General features: G+C 75.3%; 15 protein-coding genes and 1 pseudogene. 10 read left to right on the forward strand and 6 right to left on the reverse strand.

Features of this window, described 5'->3' with window-relative positions:
- The first annotated feature begins 139 nt into the window (after positions 1-139).
- A complete protein-coding gene (locus JQN83_RS23895; RefSeq protein WP_208569397.1) occupies positions 140-541 on the forward strand; it encodes a ChaB family protein in 402 nt (133 codons plus the stop codon).
- Between the two features lie 52 nt (positions 542-593).
- On the opposite strand, the gene JQN83_RS23900 is transcribed toward JQN83_RS23895, so the two are convergent.
- Complete coding sequence (locus JQN83_RS23900; RefSeq protein ID WP_208569398.1) at positions 594-2,027, reverse strand: aldehyde dehydrogenase family protein; 1,434 nt, start codon at positions 2,025-2,027, stop codon at positions 594-596.
- A 70-nt stretch (positions 2,028-2,097) separates the two neighbouring features.
- Here JQN83_RS23900 and JQN83_RS23905 point away from each other — a divergent pair, with 70 nt between their 5' ends.
- Positions 2,098-3,711 carry a phytoene desaturase family protein gene (locus tag JQN83_RS23905; RefSeq protein WP_208569399.1) on the forward strand — a complete coding sequence of 538 codons (1,614 nt, stop codon included), beginning with the start codon at positions 2,098-2,100 and terminating at the stop codon, positions 3,709-3,711.
- A 57-nt stretch (positions 3,712-3,768) separates the two neighbouring features.
- Here the strand turns inward: JQN83_RS23905 and JQN83_RS23910 are convergent, their stop codons facing one another.
- Positions 3,769-4,536, reverse strand: coding sequence for a polyprenol monophosphomannose synthase (locus tag JQN83_RS23910; protein ID WP_208569400.1), 768 nt, complete (start codon positions 4,534-4,536; stop codon positions 3,769-3,771).
- A gap of 90 nt (positions 4,537-4,626) precedes the next feature.
- The gene (locus JQN83_RS23915) at positions 4,627-5,085 is read right to left on the reverse strand and encodes an SRPBCC family protein (protein ID WP_208569401.1); all 459 of its coding nucleotides are present in this window, start codon (positions 5,083-5,085) and stop codon (positions 4,627-4,629) included.
- A 140-nt stretch (positions 5,086-5,225) separates the two neighbouring features.
- Here JQN83_RS23915 and JQN83_RS23920 point away from each other — a divergent pair, with 140 nt between their 5' ends.
- The 8 genes and pseudogenes from JQN83_RS23920 (at position 5,226) to JQN83_RS23955 (ending at position 14,280) form a co-directional block, all read left to right on the forward strand.
- The gene (locus JQN83_RS23920; RefSeq protein WP_208569402.1) at positions 5,226-6,971 is read left to right on the forward strand and encodes an HAD-IIIA family hydrolase; all 1,746 of its coding nucleotides are present in this window, start codon (positions 5,226-5,228) and stop codon (positions 6,969-6,971) included.
- A complete protein-coding gene (locus JQN83_RS23925; protein ID WP_208569403.1) occupies positions 6,968-7,942 on the forward strand; it encodes a glycosyltransferase in 975 nt (324 codons plus the stop codon). The genes JQN83_RS23920 and JQN83_RS23925 overlap by 4 nt, the downstream gene beginning before the upstream one ends.
- On the forward strand, positions 7,927-9,144 hold the full coding sequence (locus JQN83_RS23930) for a glycosyltransferase (protein WP_208569404.1): 1,218 nt from the start codon (positions 7,927-7,929) through the stop codon (positions 9,142-9,144). Before JQN83_RS23925 ends, JQN83_RS23930 begins: the two co-directional genes overlap by 16 nt.
- A pseudogene (locus JQN83_RS23935) lies at positions 9,144-9,848 on the forward strand (D-sedoheptulose-7-phosphate isomerase); the annotation flags it as partial. The gene JQN83_RS23930 and the pseudogene JQN83_RS23935, both read left to right, overlap by 1 nt.
- Positions 9,849-10,078: 230 nt before the next feature.
- On the forward strand, positions 10,079-11,587 hold the full coding sequence (locus JQN83_RS23940) for a PfkB family carbohydrate kinase (protein WP_208569405.1): 1,509 nt from the start codon (positions 10,079-10,081) through the stop codon (positions 11,585-11,587).
- Positions 11,584-12,285 (forward strand): SDR family oxidoreductase, encoded by a 702-nt coding sequence (locus tag JQN83_RS23945; protein WP_208569406.1) that lies wholly within the window; start codon positions 11,584-11,586, stop codon positions 12,283-12,285. The genes JQN83_RS23940 and JQN83_RS23945 overlap by 4 nt, the downstream gene beginning before the upstream one ends.
- The gene (locus JQN83_RS23950) at positions 12,282-13,295 is read left to right on the forward strand and encodes a glycosyltransferase family 9 protein (protein ID WP_208569407.1); all 1,014 of its coding nucleotides are present in this window, start codon (positions 12,282-12,284) and stop codon (positions 13,293-13,295) included. Before JQN83_RS23945 ends, JQN83_RS23950 begins: the two co-directional genes overlap by 4 nt.
- Before the next feature lies 1 nt (position 13,296).
- Positions 13,297-14,280: a DNA topoisomerase IB gene (locus JQN83_RS23955; protein ID WP_208569408.1), complete on the forward strand. Its 984-nt coding sequence runs from the start codon at positions 13,297-13,299 to the stop codon at positions 14,278-14,280.
- Positions 14,281-14,473: 193 nt separating this feature from the next.
- Here the strand turns inward: JQN83_RS23955 and JQN83_RS23960 are convergent, their stop codons facing one another.
- The 3 genes from JQN83_RS23960 to JQN83_RS23970 all read right to left on the reverse strand — a co-directional run bounded on the left by JQN83_RS23960 (position 14,474) and on the right by JQN83_RS23970 (position 18,092).
- Positions 14,474-15,508, reverse strand: a complete 1,035-nt coding sequence (locus JQN83_RS23960) for an AraC-like ligand-binding domain-containing protein (RefSeq protein ID WP_208569409.1) — start codon at positions 15,506-15,508, stop codon at positions 14,474-14,476.
- Between the two features lie 261 nt (positions 15,509-15,769).
- Positions 15,770-16,273, reverse strand: coding sequence for a hypothetical protein (locus tag JQN83_RS23965; protein ID WP_208569410.1), 504 nt, complete (start codon positions 16,271-16,273; stop codon positions 15,770-15,772).
- Positions 16,274-16,460: 187 nt separating this feature from the next.
- On the reverse strand, positions 16,461-18,092 hold the full coding sequence (locus JQN83_RS23970) for a RecQ family ATP-dependent DNA helicase (protein ID WP_208569411.1): 1,632 nt from the start codon (positions 18,090-18,092) through the stop codon (positions 16,461-16,463).
- Positions 18,093-18,094: the final 2 nt, after the last annotated feature.

Here is an 18,094-nt window from a genome sequence, read left to right on the forward strand (position 1 = left end):
CCGCGGACCCGACGTCCGGTGCGCGCCTGGGCCGGGCGGTACCCGACGGCGGAAATCGACAAACCCGACGCCCGTGTTTGCCGGTGCGGGCGCAGGGAACCGTGCAGACAGCCAGACAGTCGACGCGGAGGAGGACGAGATGCCCGGGCGCGAGGTACTGCCCAGCACGCTGCGACGCTCCCCGGACAAGGCGCAACGCACCTGGGAGAAGACACACGACTCGGCGGTGCAGACCTACGGCGAGGGGGAACGGGCGCACCGCGCCGCCTTCGCCGCCGTCAAGCACAGCTTCGAGAAGGTCGGCGACCACTGGGAACCCAAGGGACGCAAGGGACCCAGCGACCGGCAGGCCGCCGGCGGTGGCCCCGCCCGCCGGGCACCCACCGCCGGCGGGGTGGACGCCAACGCCACCAAGGACCACCTGATGCAGGTGGCGAAGAAACTCGACGTGCCGGGCCGCAGTCGGATGACCAAGCCGGAACTGGTCAAGGCCATCGAGAAGGCCAACGACCGGGCCACCCGCAAGGCCCGGGGCGACTGACCACCGGATCCGGTGAGGTACGCGGGCCGCCCCCGGTTCGGGGCGGCCCGGCTCACCAGTGCCCGCCGGCCGGCGGTTCCAGGTGGACCGCCTTGACCGTGCTGAACTCGTCCAGCAGTTCCGGGCCGTACCCGAAGCCCTGGCCGCTGCCCCGGCGTGGCTGCGCGGCACCACCCGGAGCGCCCCCGAACACCGCGTTGACCTTCACGGTGCCAACCGGCAGCTCCCGCCAGGCCCGCTGGGCGTGGCTCATCGACCCGGTCAGCACCGTCGCCGCCAGCCCGTACGGCGAGTCGGCGGCACACCGCAGCGCCTCGCTGAACGAATCCACCGAAACCACCGCCGCCACCGGCCCGAACGTCTCCTCCCGGACCAGCGTCATCTCGTGCCGGCAGTCGGTGACCACCGTCGCCGGATAGAACGCCCCCGGCCCGTCCGGCAGCACCCCACCGGCGCGCAGCGTCGCCCCCTGCGCCACCGCCGCCGTGACCTGCCCGTGCACCTGGTCGCGGTGCCGCCGGTCGACGAGCGGGCCCAGCTCGGTGGCCGGGTCGCGCCCCGGCCCGACGACCAGCGCCCCGGCCCGCTGCACCAGCGCGTCGACGAAGTCCTCCGCGACGTCCCGGTGCGCGTAGATCCGCTCCACCGCCACGCAGAGCTGCCCGGCGTTGGCGAACGCCCCGAGGGCCGCCTGTTCGGCCGCCCAGCCCGGGTCCACCCCGGCGTCGACCACCAGCGGGTCGCTGCCGCCGTTCTCCAGCAGGGCCTTGGCCCCGGTCCGGGCGCAGGCCGCCGCGATCGCCCGGCCGGTCGCGGTGGCACCGACGTGCGCCACCACGTCCACCGGCTGCGCGGCCAACGCCGCACCCACCTCCGCGCCCCCGGTCAGCAGGGACAGCACCCCCGCCGGGAACACCCCGTCGAGCAGCCGGGCCAGCAGCCAACCGGTCACCGGGGTCCGTTCGCTGGGCTTGAACAGCACCACGTTGCCGGTGACCAGGGCGGCACCGAGCAGGCCGCAGGAGACCGCCACCGGGTCGTTCCACGGGGTGATCGCGGCGACCACCCCCCGAGGCTGCGGCGTCATGAAGTCGATCGCGTCGATGCCGCCGTGCAGCGTCCGGCCGCCCCGCAGCGGGCCCAGTTCGGCGTACTGGCGCAGGGTGCCCACGCCGGCTGCCACCCCGCCCCGGGCGTCACCCAGCGGCTTGCCCATCTCCGCCGTGGTCGCCGCGGCCAACTCCTCCGCGTCCGCCGCCACCGCGTCCGCCGCCTGGAGCAGCAGCTCCGCACGCTGCGCCGTCGCGGTGGCCGCCCACTCGGCGGCCACCTCCCGGGCCGCCTCGACCGCCTTGGCCACCTCGTCCGCCGTCGCCACCGGCACGGTGCCGACGGGGGAGCCGTCGGCCGGGTCGTGGACCGTCAGCTCACCACCCTCGCCGCCCGCGCCCCACACCCCGCCGATCAGCTGCTCCACCCGGTACATGCGGCGGGATGCCCCGCTCCCGGCGAAGCAAACGCGTTTCGCCCGGTTGCCGGCCGGGTAGCCGGATCTGATGATCGCGACCGGCACGGACAGCGCGGACGCCGTCGTCATCGGCGCCGGACACAACGGCCTGGTGGCGGCCAACCTGCTCGCCGACGCCGGCTGGGACGTCCTGGTGCTGGAGGCGACCGCCCTGCCCGGTGGGGCGGTCCGGTCCGCCGAGGTCACCGCCCCCGGCTACCTCAGCGACCTCTACAGCTCCTTCTACCCCCTCGGGTACGCCTCCCCGGTGCTGGCCGGCCTCGACCTGCCCCGCTACGGGCTGACCTGGACGCACGCCCCCGACGTGCTGGCCCACCTGCTGCCCGACGGGCGGGCCGCGGTGATCAACCGGGACCTGGACACCACCGCCGCCTCGCTGGAGACGTTCGCCCCCGGCGACGGGGACCGCTGGCGGCACGCGTACGCCGACTGGGCGCAGGTGTCCGGGCCGATGCTCGACGCCATCACCACCCCCTTCCCCCCGGTACGCGGCGGGCTGGGTCTGCTACGCCAACTGCGGGTCGGCGGCGCGCTGCGCCTGGCCCGCCGGCTGGTCCTGCCGGTACGCAAACTCGGCGGCGAACTGTTCACCGGCGAGGGCGGCCCCGCGCTGCTGGCCGGTTGCGCCCTGCACACCGACCTGTCCCCCGAGGAGGCCGGCTCCGGCGTCTACGGCTGGCTGCTGGCCATGCTGGGTCAGCAGGTCGGCTGGCCGGTGCCGGTCGGTGGCGCCCAGCGGATCACCGACGCGCTGGTCGCCCGGCTCACCGAACGCGGCGGCCGGATCTCCTACCGGGCGCAGGTCGACCGGGTGCTCACCGCCCGGGGCCGGGCGATGGGGGTGCGTACCGTCGGCGGGGCCACGTTTCGGGCCCGCCGGGCGGTGCTCGCCGACGTGCCCGCTCCCGCCCTCTACCTGGACCTGGTGGGTGCCGCTCTGCTGCCACCCCGACTGGTGGAGGACCTGGCCCACTTCCGCTGGGACGGCTCCACCCTCAAGGTCGACTGGGCGTTGTCCGCCCCGCTGCCGTGGACCAACCCGGCGGTGGCCGGCGCCGGCACCGTGCACCTGGGCGCCGATCTCGACGGGCTCACCACGTACTCCGCCGAACTGGCCCGGGGCGAGATCCCGGCGCAGCCGTTCCTGCTGGTGGGGCAGATGAGCACCGCCGACCCGACGCACTCGCCGGCCGGCACCGAGTCGCTCTGGGCGTACACCCACCTGCCGTTCCGGCGGGACTGGCGGGCCGAGGACATCGCCCGCCAGGTGGACCGGATGGAGGACGTGCTGGAGGCCGCCGCCCCCGGGTTCCGCAGCCGGATCGTCGGCCGGCACGTCGCCGGTCCGGCCGAGCTGGAGCAGGGTGACCCGAGCCTGGTCGGCGGGGCGCTGGGCGGTGGCACCGCGGCGGCGTACCAGCAGCTGTTCCTGCGCCCGATCCCCGGCCTGGGCCGGGCCGACACCCCCATCGACCGGCTCTACCTGGCCAGCGCGTCGGCGCACCCCGGCGGCGGGGTGCACGGCGCACCCGGCGCGAACGCCGCCCGCGCCGCGCTGGCCCGCGACCGTGCCGTCACCGGCGGCCTGTACGCCGGGATGATCGCCGCCGCGCACCGGACGCTCTACCGCGCCGACCACTGAACCGGGCGGAACCGGCCCCGCAGCGGTCACCGGCGACCCCGGTCACCGGTGCCCTCGTCAGGAGTCCAGGTTGCGGTGCCGGGTACGCAGCTTGAACGGCATCAGCGCGCTCTCCACCTTGGTGGCGGTCGTCATCTTGGACAGGCCGTCGCGACGCTCCTCGAACCGGATCGGCACCTCCAGGATGGTGTGCCCCAGCTTGGTGGCCAGGTAGTGCATCTCCACCTGGAAGCTGTAACCGTTCGACTGCACCCGGTGCAGGCCGATGTCGCGCAACGCGTCGGCCCGCCAGATCTTGAAGCCGGCGGTCAGGTCACGGATGCGCACCCGCAGCAGCGTGTGCACGTACAGGTTGGCCCAGCCGCTGAGCGCCCGCCGGTAGAGCGGCCACGCCTCGTCGAGCTGGCCGCCGGGCACGTACCGGGAGCCGATCACCACGCCGGCCTGGGTGGACAGCAACGCCCCCAGCATCCCGGGCAGCGCCTCCGGCGGGTGCGACAGGTCGGCGTCCATCTGCGCCACGTACTCCGCGCCGCCGTCCAGGGCCCGGCCGATGCCGTCGACGTACGCCCGGCCCAGGCCCTCCTTGCCGGCCCGGTGCACCACCTGCACCTTGTCCGGGTGCTCGATGGCCAGCTTGTCGGCCACCTCGCCGGTGCCGTCCGGCGAGTTGTCGTCGGCGACGAGCACCTTCAACCCCGGCAGCGGAAGGGCCAGCAGCCGGTCGACCAACACCGGGAGGTTGCCCGCCTCGTTGTAGGTGGGGACCACGACGGTCAGGCGTGCGTCCCGCCACGGTGACGGCAGCTCCACGGGTTCGATCATGTCGGACATCCTCAGTCGGCGGACGGCATTCCCCCACAGGGTAGCCAAAAGCCCGGCGGGACCCCGCCGAGGCTCCCCGCGACCGTCCGGTCACCGATCGGCGTGCGTGTCGGCCTTCTGCCGTACGGCGATGTCGGAGAGCCGACGCAGGGTCTCCTTGTTGCGCTGGTGCAGCACCAGGTCGTTGAGCTTGGTGCGGAACCAGCGCAACGGGCCGGCGGCGAAGTCCTCGCCGATGCGGACCCGGGTCGCACCGTCACCGGTCGGGGTCAGGGTGAACACCACGATCGCCTCCCCGGCCGGCCACAGGCCGGCCCGCAGCACCAGCCGGTGCGGTGGGTCGCAGGCCAGCACCGTCGAGGCGTCCTCCAGCGAGAACGGCCACGGCCCGGCCCGGTGGTGCAGCCGGGTGCCCACCCGGGGCCACTGCGCGTCGACGTCGCGCACGTGCACCGTGCCGACCACCCAGTCGCTGTACGTCCACCCGTCGGCCAGCACGTCGAAGACCTGCTGCGGGGGTGCATCGACCACTCTCTCCACGATCGCCATCGCTGCCCTGTACCCGGGTCGTCCCGGCCTAACCCGGCGCGTTAGCTTCTCCGGGCCGACGGGTAACGCTGCACCGGCGACCCGACCCACCTGCCGACAGGGTCAGGTTTACTCCCCGGGGCCTCGGGAACCCGCCGCCCGTGCCACGGGACGCGGAGCCATATCAGTGCAGGTCAGGCCGGGTTGACCCGGGCGTTGGCCGGGGCCGTCCCGCGCTGTACGACGCGGTGCTGCTCGACCGCGACGGCACCCTGATCGAGGACGTCCCCTACAACGGCGACCCGGACAAGGTCCGGCCGGTGCCGGGGGCCCGGGCGGCACTGGACCGGCTGCGCGCCGCGGGCCTGCGCCTCGGGGTGGTCACCAACCAGTCGGGGCTGGCCCGGGGGCTGTTCACCGCCGCACAGCTGCGCGCCGTCAACGCCCGGGTGGAGGAGCTGCTCGGCCCGTTCGACACCTGGCAGCACTGCCCGCACGACGAGCGCGCCGGCTGCGGCTGCCGCAAGCCCGCCCCGGGCATGGTGCACGCCGCCGCGCGGGCGCTCGGCACCACCGCGGACCGCTGCGTGCTGGTCGGGGACATCGACGCCGACCAGGCCGCCGCCGCTGCGGCCGGTGCCGCCGCGATCCTGGTGCCCACCCCCACCACCCGGGCCGCCGAGGTGGCCGCCGCCGGACACGTCGCCGCCGACCTGCCCGCCGCCGTGGACCTGATCCTGCGCCGGGCCGCCCTGGTCGCCGCGCCGTCCCCGCGCCGCACCGGCACCGTGCTGGTGGTCCGCAGCGACTCCGCCGGGGACGTCCTGGTCACCGGTCCCGCCATCCGCGCCGTCGCCGGTCACGCCGGGCGCGTCGTGCTGCTCTGCGGCCCCCGGGGCCGGGACGCCGCCGCCCTGCTGCCCGGTGTCGACGAGATCGTCGAGTGGCCGCTGCCCTGGATCGACGGCGCACCCGCCCCGGTCGACCCGCAGGACATCGACCGGCTCACCGCCCGGCTGCGGGCGGTACGCGCCGACGAGGCGGTCGTCTTCACCTCCTTCCACCAGTCACCGCTGCCGCTGGCCCTGCTGCTGCGGATGGCCGGTGTCCCGAGGGTCAGCGCGATCAGTGACGACTACCCCGGCTCCCTGCTCGACGTCCGGCACCGGGTCCCCGCCGGGCTGCCCGAGCCGGAACGGGCGTTGTCGCTGGCCGTCGCCGCCGGCTTCGCCCTGCCCGACGGCGACGACCTGCGGCTGCGGGTGCGCACCGACCGGCTGCCGCCCGCACCGGCCGGGCTCGGCGACCCCGGCTACCTGGTGCTGCATCCCGGTTCGGCGGTGCCGAGCCGGGCCGTGCCACCCGACCTGGCCGCCCGGATCGTCCGGGTGCTCACCGCCGCCGGGCACCGGGTGGCGGTCACCGGCGGACCCGACGAGGCCGCGCTGACCGCCCGGGTGGCCGGCGACACCGGCATCGACCTGGGCGGCCGGACCGGGCTGGCCGACCTGGCCGGGGTGCTCGCCGACGCCGGTGCGCTGGTGGTGGGCAACACCGGGCCGGCGCACCTGGCCGCGGCGCTGGGCGTGCCGGTGGTCAGCCTGTTCGCCCCGACCGTCCCCTACGGACAGTGGGGTCCGTACCGGGTGCCGACGGTCCGGCTGGGCGACGCCGCCGCCCCCTGCCGGGACACCCGGGCCACGGTCTGCCCGGTACCCGGCCACCCCTGCCTGGCCGCCGTCGAACCGGGCCGGGTCCTCGACGCGGTACGCCTGCTGGGCGTTCCCGCCGACGCCCCGACCGGCCCGGTCGGCGTGCCGCTCCTCGGCCCGGCCGGACCGTCACCGGCCGGACCCTCGCCGGCCGGGTTGTCGCCGGTGACCGTGGGGCGGGGGAGTCACCGATGAACATCCTGCTCTGGCACGTACACGGGTCGTGGACCACGTCCTTCGTGCACGGCAAGCACCGCTACCTGGTGCCGGTCACCCCCGACCGGGGCGCGTACGGGCTGGGCCGGGCGCGCACCTACCCGTGGCCGGACAGCGCCGTCGAGGTGACCCCGCAGCAGTTGCGCCACGCCGACGTCGACGTGGTGCTGCTGCAACGCCCCGAGGAGTACGACCTGGCCGGCGAGTGGCTCGGCCGACCGGTGGGCCGGGCGGTGCCGGCGGTCTACGTCGAACACAACACCCCGAAGGGCGACGTGCCGAACACCCGGCACCCGATGGCCGACCGGGACGACCTGCTGCTCACCCACGTCACCCACTTCAACGAGCTGTTCTGGGACAACGGGAGCACCCGCACCGCAGTCGTCGAGCACGGGGTGGTGCCCCCCGCCGTCACCTGGACCGGCGAGCTGGACCGGCTCGCCGTGGTGATCAACGAGCCGGTACGCCGGGGGCGGATCACCGGCACCGACCTGCTGGCCCGGTTCGCCGAGATCGCCCCGCTGGACGTCTTCGGGATGAAGGTCGCCGGGCTCGCCGACCACCTGGGCCTGCCGGCCGACCGGCTGACCAGCCACGACGACGTCCCGCAGCACCGGATGCACGCCGAGTTGGCCCGGCGGCGGGCCTACCTGCACCTGTGCCGGTGGACCTCGCTGGGGCTGAGTCTGATCGAGGCGATGACCATCGGCATGCCCGTGGTCGCGCTGGCCACCACCGAGGCCGTACAGGCGGTGCCACCGGAGGCGGGGGCGCTGTCCACCCGGGTCGACACCCTGCTCGCCGCCGCCGCCGGGTTCGTCGCCGACCCCGCCGAGGCCCGCCGGGTGGGTACGCAGGCGCGTACCGCCGCGCTGGGCCGTTACGGCCTCGACCGTTTCCTCGCCGACTGGGACCGCCTGCTGGAGGAGGAAGTATGCGCATCGCGATGATCTCCGAGCACGCCAGCCCGCTCGCCGTGCTGGGCGGTGAGGACGCCGGTGGGCAGAACACGCATGTCGCGGAACTCTCCGCCGCGCTGGTGGCGGCCGGCCACGACGTCCGGGTCTACACCCGGCGCGACGCCGTCGACCTGCCGGTCACCGTCCGGGCCCCGGACGGGTACGAGGTGGTGCACGTGCCCGCCGGCCCGGCCGAGCCGGTCGCCAAGGACGCCCTGCTGCCGCACATGAAGGAGTTCAGCCACTGGCTCACCGCCCGGTGGCGGGGCGGGGACTGGACACCCGAGGTGGTGCACGCGCACTTCTGGATGAGCGGGCTGGCCGCGCTCGCCGCCAGCCGGCAGACCGGGGTGCCGGTGGTGCAGACCTACCACGCGTTGGGCACCGTCAAGAAGCGCTACCAGGGGGTGCAGGACACCAGCCCGGCCCGGCGGATCGGCTACGAACGGGAACTGGGCCGCGCCGTCGACCGGGTCGTCGCCCAGTGCCGCGACGAGGTCGGGGAGCTGGTCCGCCTCGGTGTCCCCCGGTCCCGGATGACCGTCGTGCCGTCCGGGGTGAACCTGGACACCTTCGCCCCGCTCGGCCCGGCCGTCGAGCGGGAACCCGACCGTCCCCGGGTGCTCACCGTCGGCCGGCTGGTCGAGCGTAAGGGCTTCCAGACGGTGATCCGGGCGATGGCACTGGTGCCCGACGCCGAGTGCCTGGTGGTCGGGGGGCCGCCCGCCGGGCTGCTGGAGACCGACCCGTACGCCCGGCGGCTGCGGGCGCTCGCCGGCACCTGCGGGGTCGCCGACCGGGTCCGGCTGGTCGGGGCGGTGCCCCGGGAGGAGATGGGCCGCTGGTACCGGTCGGCCGACGTGCTGGTCGCCGCGCCCTGGTACGAACCGTTCGGGCTGACCCCGTTGGAGGCGATGGCCTGCGGGGTGCCCGTCGTCGGTACCGCGGTCGGCGGCATCCGCGACACCGTGGTCGACGGGGTGACCGGCGACCTGGTCCCGGCCCGTGACCCGCAGGCGTTGGCCGCCGCGCTGGGCAGCCTGCTCGGCGACCGGATCCGCCGCTTCGGGTACGCCACCGCCGCGTTGCAGCGGGCCCGCCACAGCTACTCCTGGGCGACCGCCGCCGACCGGCTGGCCGAGGTGTACGCCGAGGTCGCCGCCGTGCACCGGCCGAGCCGGGTGGTCGCCTGATGACGACGTCGACCCGGGCGGCGCGGGCCGGCCTGCTGGACGCGCACCTCGACCTGTTGGTCGAGGCGATGCTGCCGTACCGCGCGGCGGAGCCGTTGCTGGCCCGCTGGGGCACCGAGCTGGCCGGCATCCTGGTCGGCGGCGGGCGGTTGCTGGTCGCCGGCAACGGGGGCAGCGCCGCCGAGGCCCAGCACCTCACCGCCGAGCTGGTCGGCCGGCTGCGTGACGACCGGCAGCCGCTGTCGGCGATCGCCCTGCACGCCGAGACCTCGGCGTTGACCGCGATCGGCAACGACTACGGCTACGACGAGGTCTTCGCCCGCCAGGTACGGGCCCACGGCCGGCCGGGTGACGTGCTGCTGCTGATGTCGACCAGCGGGGCCAGTGGCAACCTGCTCGCCGCCGTCGACGCCGCCCGGGAGACCGGGTTGCGCTGCTGGGCGTTCACCGGCCCCGCGCCGAACCCGCTCGCCGGGGCCTGCCACGAGGCGCTGACCGTCGCCTCCCCGGACAGCCAGGTGGTGCAGGAGCTGCACCTGGTCTCCACCCACGTGCTCTGCGAGTACGTCGACCGGGCGCTGCCCACGGCGCTGGCGGCCCTGGCCGGGCAGTCGGCCGCCGTGGCCGCCGACCGTGGCGTCGCCCCGACCGGGCCGCCGCCCGCCACCCCGGTCGCCGTCCCGGACCTGCCGGTCGACGGCCCGCCGGCCGACGAACCGCCCGATCCGCTGCTGGACGCCGTGCCCGATCCGTCGGTGGACGCCCTGCCCGACCCGTCGGACGGTCTGCCGGTGGACGGTCCGTTGGGGGATGGTCCGGCGGGGGATCGTCGGCCCGTGCCACCGCTGGCGGACCCCGGTCCGGTGCGGGCCGGGGTGGAGGTGGTCGTCGACGGGATCGACCCGGCGGCCGACGGGCACCGGGAGGATCCGGCGTGAGGGGCCCACTGGTGGTGGTCGGGGACACCCTGCTCGACCGGGACGTCGAGGGGGTGGTGAACCGGCTCTGCCCCGACTCACCCGTGCCGGTGCTGGACGAGACGGCGTACGCCGACCGGCCCGGCGGGGCGGGCCTGGCCGCCGTCTTCGCCGCCGCCGCAGGTGCCGAGGTGGCGTTGGTGACCGCCCTCGCCGACGACGCCGGGGCGGCCCGGCTCAGTTGCCTGCTGACCGCCGCCGGGGTGCAGGTGTACGGCCTGCCGCTGGCCGGGACCACGCCGGAGAAGATCCGGCTGCGGGCCCGGGGCCGGGTGCTGCTGCGCCATGACCGGGGCGGCGCGGCGGGAGAACCGGGGCCACCCTCCGAGGCGGTCCTCCGGCTGCTCGCGGGGGCGTCCGCGGTGCTGGTCAGCGATTACGGCCGGGGGGTGGCCCGGCAGCCGGCGCTGCGGGCGGCGCTGGCCGCGACCCGGGCCCCGGTGGTGTGGGACCCGCATCCGCGTGGCCCGGTCGCCGTGCCCGGGGTGCAGTTGGTCACGCCGAACGAGGCGGAGGCCCGGGACCTGGCGAAGGTGCCGCCGGGCGGGTCCCGGCTGGCGGTCGCGGCCCGTGCCGGGCAGGGGCTGCGGGACCGGTGGCGGGCCGGGGCGGTGGTGGTCACCCTCGGCGGTGACGGCGCGCTGCTCTGCTCCGCCGGTTCGACCCCGCTGATGGTCTCCGCGCCGCTGTCCGCCGAGGGGGACACCTGCGGGGCGGGGGACCGGTTCGCCGCGGCGGCCGGGCTGGCGCTGGCCCAGGGTGCGCTGGTCTCCGAGGCGGTCCAGGCGGCGGTCGGCGCGGCGTCGGCGTACGTGGCGGACGGGGGAGTGGCCACCGCGCTGCCCGCACCGGTGCGCGCCTGCCCGCCGGTGCTGGTCGGCGGCGGGGAGCGGATCGGGGCCGCCGCCGCCGGTGCGGTGGTGGCCGAGGTCCGGGCGGCCGGCGGGACGGTGGTGGCCACCGGCGGTTGCTTCGACCTGCTGCACGCCGGGCACGTGGCGACCCTCCAGGCCGCCCGGCAGCTCGGCGACTGCCTGGTGGTGTGCGTGAACTCCGACGCCAGCGTCACCGCGCTCAAGGGCCCGGACCGGCCGGTGATCCCGCAGGGGGACCGGGCCCGGCTGCTCGCCGCGCTGGGCTGCGTCGACGCGGTGGTGGTCTTCGACGAGACCACCCCGCACGCGGCGCTGGGCTGGCTGCGGCCCGACATCTGGGTCAAGGGCGGGGACTACGCCACCGGCGTCGGTGACGGACCGGCCCTGCCGGAGGCCGAGCTGTTGCGCCGGTGGGGTGGGGACAGCGTGGTGGTGCCGTACCTCGCCGGGCGTTCCACCACCGAGATGATCGCGGCGGCCCGCGGTGGACGCCGGACCGCCGCCCCGCAGCCGGGGTCGGCGGGTACCCCGGCCGGCCCGGCGCCTTCGACGGCGGGCCCGGCACGTACGACAGCGGAGGGAGCACGATGAGCAGCAGTCCACCCGGTGCCGGTCCGGCCGTCCTGGTCACCGGCGGGTCGAGCGGGCTCGGCGCGGCGGTGGTCGCCGCCGTGGCCGGCTCCGGCGGACGACCACTCGTGCTGGACCGACGCCGCCCCGGCGACGGGGTGCCGTGGGTCGAGTGCGACCTGGCCGACACCCGGGCCGCCGAGGAGGCCACCCGGGAGCTGGCCGAGCGGGTCGGCGGGTTGGACGCGGTGGTGACCGCCGCCGGGATGGACGTGCCGGGCCGGCTGGCCGACGTACCCCGCGACACCTGGGAGCGGATCGTCGTGGTGGACCTGCTCGCCACGGTGGCGGTGATCCGGGCCGCGCTGCCCTACCTGGAGGAGTCCCGGGGCAACGTCGTCACGGTCGCCTCCACCCTGGGCGTCAAGGCGGTCGGGGACGCCACCGCGTACTGCGCGGCGAAGTTCGGGGTGGTCGGGTTCACCCGGTCGCTCGCCGCCGAGCTGGCCGGCAGCGTCGGGGTGACCCTGGTGATCCCGGGCGGGATGCGGACCGCCTTCTTCGACGACCGCGACCCGCAGTACCGACCGGGGCCGGACGCCAAACTCAACGACCCGGCCGACACCGCCGCCGCGATCATGTTCGCGCTGTCCCAACCACCCGGCTGTGCCGTCCGGGAGCTGGTGGTCTGCGCCGAACAGGAGACCTCGTACCCGTGATCCTGGTGCTGCGGGCGCTCGGCGTCGGTGACCTGGCCACCGCGGTGCCCGCGCTGCGGGCGCTGCGGGCCGGATACCCGGACGAGGAGCTGGTGCTGGCCGCGCCGGCCTGGCTGGGCCCGCTGGTCGACCTGGTCGGCGGGATCGACCGGTTACTACCCACCGACGACCTCGGCCGGCCACCCTGGCCCGACCCGACCCGGTGGCCCGACCGGTCGTCCGGTGGTGCGCCGTCCTGGCCCGGGTCGTCGCCGTCGGGTGCGCCGGGGTGGTCCGGGCCGCCGCCGGAGGTGGCGGTCAACCTGCACGGTCGGGGACCGGGCTCGCACCGGATGCTGGCCGGGGCGGGCCGGCTGTGGGCCTTCCGGTGTCCGCCGGCCGGGCACTGCGCCGGCCCCGGCTGGCGCGACGACGAACACGAGGTGGACCGGTGGTGCCGGTTGCTCGCCTGGTACGGCGTCACGGCCGACCGCACCGACCTGGCGTTGCGCCGGCCGGCAGCGGGGCGGATGCCGACCGGGGCGACAGTCGTGCATCCCGGTAGCAAGGTCGAGGCGAAGCGGTGGCCGGCGGACCGGTTCGCCGCGTTGGCCCGGCAGCTGACCGACCGGGGGCACCGGGTGGTGGTGACCGGCTCGGCAGGCGAGCGGGAGCTGGCCGGCCGGGTGGCGGCCGACGCGGGCCTGCCGGGGTCGGTGGTGCTGGCCGGTCGGACCGACCTGGGTGAGTTGGCCGCGTTGGTGGCCGCCGCCCGGCTGGTGGTCAGCGGGGACACCGGGGTCGGCCACCTCGCGACCGCCTACCGGGTGCCGTCGGTGCTGCTGTTCGGCCCGGTGCCTCCGGCCCGGTGGGGGCCGCCGCCGGATCGGCCGTGGCACCGGGTGCTCTGGGCGTCGGGCGAGGATTGCGACGGTTCGTCCGGGGTACCACCGGCGTCGAGATGGGCGGCGCTCCCGGTCGACCGGGTGCTGGCCGCCGTGGACGAGGCCGAGGAAACGGTACGGGTCTGAGGTGCGACTGCGGCGCAGTGATCCGGGTCGGGCGGGGTACGGGCGTCGCCGACGCGGCAAGGGCTGGACCTTCCTGGACCGGCACGGTGACCGGGTCCGGGACCCCGACACCCTGGCCTGGCTGGGCGACCTGGTGATCCCACCGGCCTGGTCGGACGTGTGGATCGCGCCGTACCCCAACGGGCACATCCTGGCCACCGGTACCGACGCCGCAGGGCGCCGGCAGTACCTCTACCACCCCGAGTGGCGGCGTAAGCGGGACGAGGCGAAGTTCGACCACGTGCTGGAGGTGGCCCGGCGGCTGCCGAGCCTGCGGGAGCGTATCGCCGGTGACCTGGCCGGCCGGGGGCTGAACCGGGACCGGGTGCTCGCCACCGTCGCCCGCCTGCTCGACATGGGCACCTTCCGGGTCGGCAACGAGCAGTACGCCGTCGGCGAGGACGCCACCTTCGGGGTCTCCACCCTGCGCCCGGAGCACGCCCGGTCCCGGGGTGGCTGCGTGGTCTTCGAGTTCCCGGCCAAGGGTGGCATCGCCCAGGTCCGCCGGATCGAGGACCCGCAGCTGTGCCGGGTGCTGACCACCCTGCGGCGGCGACGGCGGACCGAGGAACGGCTCTTCGGCTACTGGGACGGGCGGGCCTGGCGGGACGTGCGCAGCGACGAGGTCAACGGATACCTGCGCGACGCCAGCGGCGGCGAGATGACCGCCAAGGACTTCCGCACCTGGCACGCCACCGTCCGGGCGGCCACGGAACTGGCGACCGTGGGGACGCAGCGTTCCATGACGGCCCGTCGCCGGGCGGTGGCCGGGGTGATGCGGGAGGTCGCCGAACTGCTCGGCAACACCCCCACGGTGGCCCGTACGTCGTACGTGGATCCCCGGGTGGTCGACCTCTACCACGACGGGGTGGTGCTGCCCGTGGCCGCCGGCTCCCCGCAGGAGCAGGTCGAGCGGCTGGTGCTGGAGTTGCTGGAGGAGGCCTGACCGGCCCCGCCGCGAGTCCTGGGGGGAAGGGCGACGGGGCCGGGGTCGGTGCGGCCGGGGAGCCCACCGCGCGATGTCGGTCGCGCCGGGTGGATGCGGCACCGGGGCGGTCGTCCGTGACCGTGGGTCACGGACGCCACCGCGGTCCCCCGTTACCGTCGGGCCGCACGGTCGGGTGACCGTCGGCCCACGGTCAGTATGTCGGCCCCGGGTTGACTTCGGACGCCGGGCTGTTGACTATCCGTGCCTGTTGCAGGTGGAGCGTCCGGTACGCCTGGGGGGTCAGCTGATGGGCGGCCCGGAAGGCGCGACTGAAGTGCGCCTTGTCCCGGAAACCCCAGCGGGCGGCGATGGCCTGGACCGGCCGGTGCGCCAGCGCGGGATCGGCCAGGTCCCGCCGGCAGCGCTCCAACCGCAGTTCCCGGATGTACGCCGCCACCGTGGTCTGTTCCGCCTCGAAGAGCCGGTGCAGGCTCCGTACGGAGACGTGGTGCGCCTCGGCGATGGTGGCGGGGGTCAGCCCGGCGTCGCCCAGCCGACGTCGGGCGTACGCCCGCACCTGGGCGAGCAGCGCCTGACGGCGTACCTCGCGGGGCAGCTCGTCCTCGGCGACCAGGTACCGGCCCAACATGGTGGAGACCAGGTCCAGCGCCACCCCGCCCAGCCGTTCGGCGTCGGCCTGCCGGTACTGCTCGGGGTACGAGGTGATCCGGGTCAGGTACTGGGCGACCAGCGCGCCGATGCCCTCGCTGGCCGACATCCGGCCGGCCAGCAGCGGTGTGAGCCGATCCGGGGTCAGCGGGATCGACCCGTACGGGATCAGGGCGACGATCGAGGCGGCGTGCTCCGCGCCGTTGCCGTCGCCGAGGTGGCTCACCTCGTGCGGCCGGGAGCCGTCGTAGAAGGTGAACTCGCCCGCGCCCAGGCGGCTCTCCCGCCCGGCCTGCCCGGCGATGCCGGTGCCGTTGGTGGTGAGGGCGAGCATGTGGAAGTCCACCTCGGTACGCCGGACCAGCTTCGCGGTGCGGACCGCCTCCAACGACGGGTAGCGGTACCGCACCAACTGGAGCGGACCCAGTTCGACGAACTCGGCGCGGGCCCGGAAGTCGTGCTGGTGCGCGGAGCGGATCCGCAACGGCGCGGCGGTCCGGGCGACCAGGTCCAGCCACATCCCGAACCGTTCCGTCGGTGGCAGTTGTTCGGTGTCGATCACTGTGCGGTGCACCATGTCCGGCCTCCCCGTCGGCGGGCATCACCCCACCATTGTGGACGAAGAGCCCACCCCGCGTGCACCCAGCAAGATCATGCTGCTTCCTGGTTGTAGTGGCCTCCGGGCGTGGCGATGCCACTACAACCATGTTCGAGCGTGACCTTGAGGCAGGAACCCGCGTACGCGCGGTGCGGTCGGCGCGGGTCGACGACGCTGACGACAGCGCGGGCCGGGCCAGCCTGACGGCGGCCCGGCCCGTAGCCGTACGCGGTGCGGTGTTCAGTCGTTGAGGACCTGGGAGAGCCGGTCGCGGAACCTGCGCTCCGAATCGCTGACCTGGTCGCCGCCGATGCCGAGCAGCCCCCCGCTGGACGCCGCCCCGACCACCTGCTCGGCGATCTCCACCAGCCAGTGCCGGTAGGCCCCGCCCTCGCCCTCGTCGACCTTGGCGGCCAGCAGGGCGGCCGCCTCCCCGGCCCGGACCAGCACGTCGTCGATGAGCGCCTGCGGATCGGCCGGCGAGATGACCGGCAACTCCTCGCCGGCCTCCGGGTCGCCCACCCGGGACACGATCTCCCCGGCGACGGCGGCGACCAGCGGGCTGGCCGACTCCCGGCCGGCGGAGATGGTCTCCAGCCCGGCCGCGTTCTCGGCCCGGGTCCGCCGGGCGCCGTCCGACTCGGCGGCGCTCGCCGCGGTCAGGACCGACTGCGGCAGGCCGACCAGCAGCCCCCACTCCTCGTCGGAGAACCCGAACCCGGTGTACGCCGGCTGTTCGATCACGACTGAGCCCCTCTCGGTTGTTTCCCCTGTGCCCCTCGCACGGGTGCACCGCGCGAAGGCATTCCTGCGGCACCGCCACCACCCGGCCGCGCCACCACCACTCCGGCGGCCACACCGCCACCACCCGGTCGCGGCACGGCACCGGGTCGTCCGGGCGGGGCAACGGCACCGGGTCGCCCGGGTCAGGCTAGTCCAGCGTCAGCAGACCCTGTTCGGACACCACGCGCACGGAGAGCGTCTTGTAACCCACCTCGTCGAAGAGCACCGTCATCCGGTCGTCCTCGTAGTTGAGGACCAGGCCGGGGCCCCACTCGGGGTGCCGGACCTGGCTGTGCACCGGGAAAGGGCCGACCGCGCCGTCGTTGGCGACGCTGGTGCCGGCGTGGCAGTTGTCGCAGTGCCCGCAGATGTGCGACATCTGCTCACCGAAGTAGGCCAGCAGCACCTGCCCCCGGCAGCCCGTGGTCTCGGCGAACGCCCGCATCATGTCGGTACGGGACCGGGTCACGGTCTGCTGCCGTTCCGCCTCGGCCAGGGCCGCCGCGCCGGCCGCCGCCGCGGTGGGGGCGTAGCGCGGGGCACCGATCTTCTGCCCGGCCCGGGGCTCGGCCGCGCCGATCTGCTCCAGCAGGGCCAGGTACTGGCCGAGCTTGCGCGGCCCGAGGCCGGTCGACTCGCGCAGCGCCTTCTTGGTGGCCGGTCGACGACGCAGCAGCGCGGCGAGGTCCCGCAGCTCGGTCTCGTCGGGTAGGCCGCCGGAGAAGTAGCGTTGCAGGCCGACGTCCTCGGCCCGCCACAGCAGCAGCACCCGGGCCGGCGCACCGTCACGCCCGGCCCGGCCGATCTCCTGGAAGTAGCTGTCCGGCGAGTCGGGCAGCGCCATGTGCACCACCCAGGCGATGTTGGGCTTGTCGATGCCCATGCCGAACGCCGAGGTCGCCACCATGATCGGCACCTGGTCGGCGAGGAACGCCTCGTGCAGCCGGTGCCGGGCGGCGGTGGGCATCCCGCCGTGGTAGAACTCCGCCGGGTATCCGGCGGTGGTCAGTCGCTCGGCCAACTCCTCGGCGGCCCGCCGGGTCGGCACGTAGATGATGCCGGGTCGTTCGTCGTCGCGCAGCAGCGCGATCAGCCGTCGCCAGCGGTAGTCGTCGGTCGGGCAGTGGGCGACCTCGACGAACAGGTTCGGCCGGTCCAGCCCGGAGACCACCACCTCGGGGTCGCGCAGCCGCAGCCGGGCGATGATGTCGTCGCGTACCGGCGGGGAGGCGGTGGCGGTCAACGCCACCACCGGCGGGCGGCCGAGACCGTCGATCAGGTGGCCCAACGCCAGGTAGTCGGGGCGGAAGTCGTGCCCCCACGCCGAGATGCAGTGCGCCTCGTCGATCGCCACCAGGGCCGGCTCCAGCGACCGCACCTCGGCCATCCGGTCGGGGTTGGCCAGCGCCTCCGGGGTGATGAAGAGGAACTCCGCCCGCCCCTGCCGGATCTCGGTGATCGCCTCGGCCTGCTGGGCCGCGCTCTCGTCGGAGCTGATCCGCACCGCGCGCAGCTCGGGCCGCTGGCGTTCGTTGAGCGCGGCGATCTGGTCCTGCTGGAGGGCCAGCAGGGGGGAGATCACCACCGTCGGCCCGGGGATCAGGCTGGCCGGGATCTGGTAGATCGCCGACTTGCCGGCTCCGGTGGGGAGTACCACCAGGGCGTCGCGTCGTTTCATCACCGCGCGCATGGCGGCGAGCTGGTTGGGCCGCAGCGCTTTCCAGCCGAACAGGCTGCGCGCCGCGCGGCGCAACGTCGTCGAGTGCATGGACAGCTTCATCG

Source organism: Micromonospora antibiotica (assembly GCF_017599305.1).
Lineage (GTDB): Bacteria > Actinomycetota > Actinomycetes > Mycobacteriales > Micromonosporaceae > Micromonospora > Micromonospora antibiotica.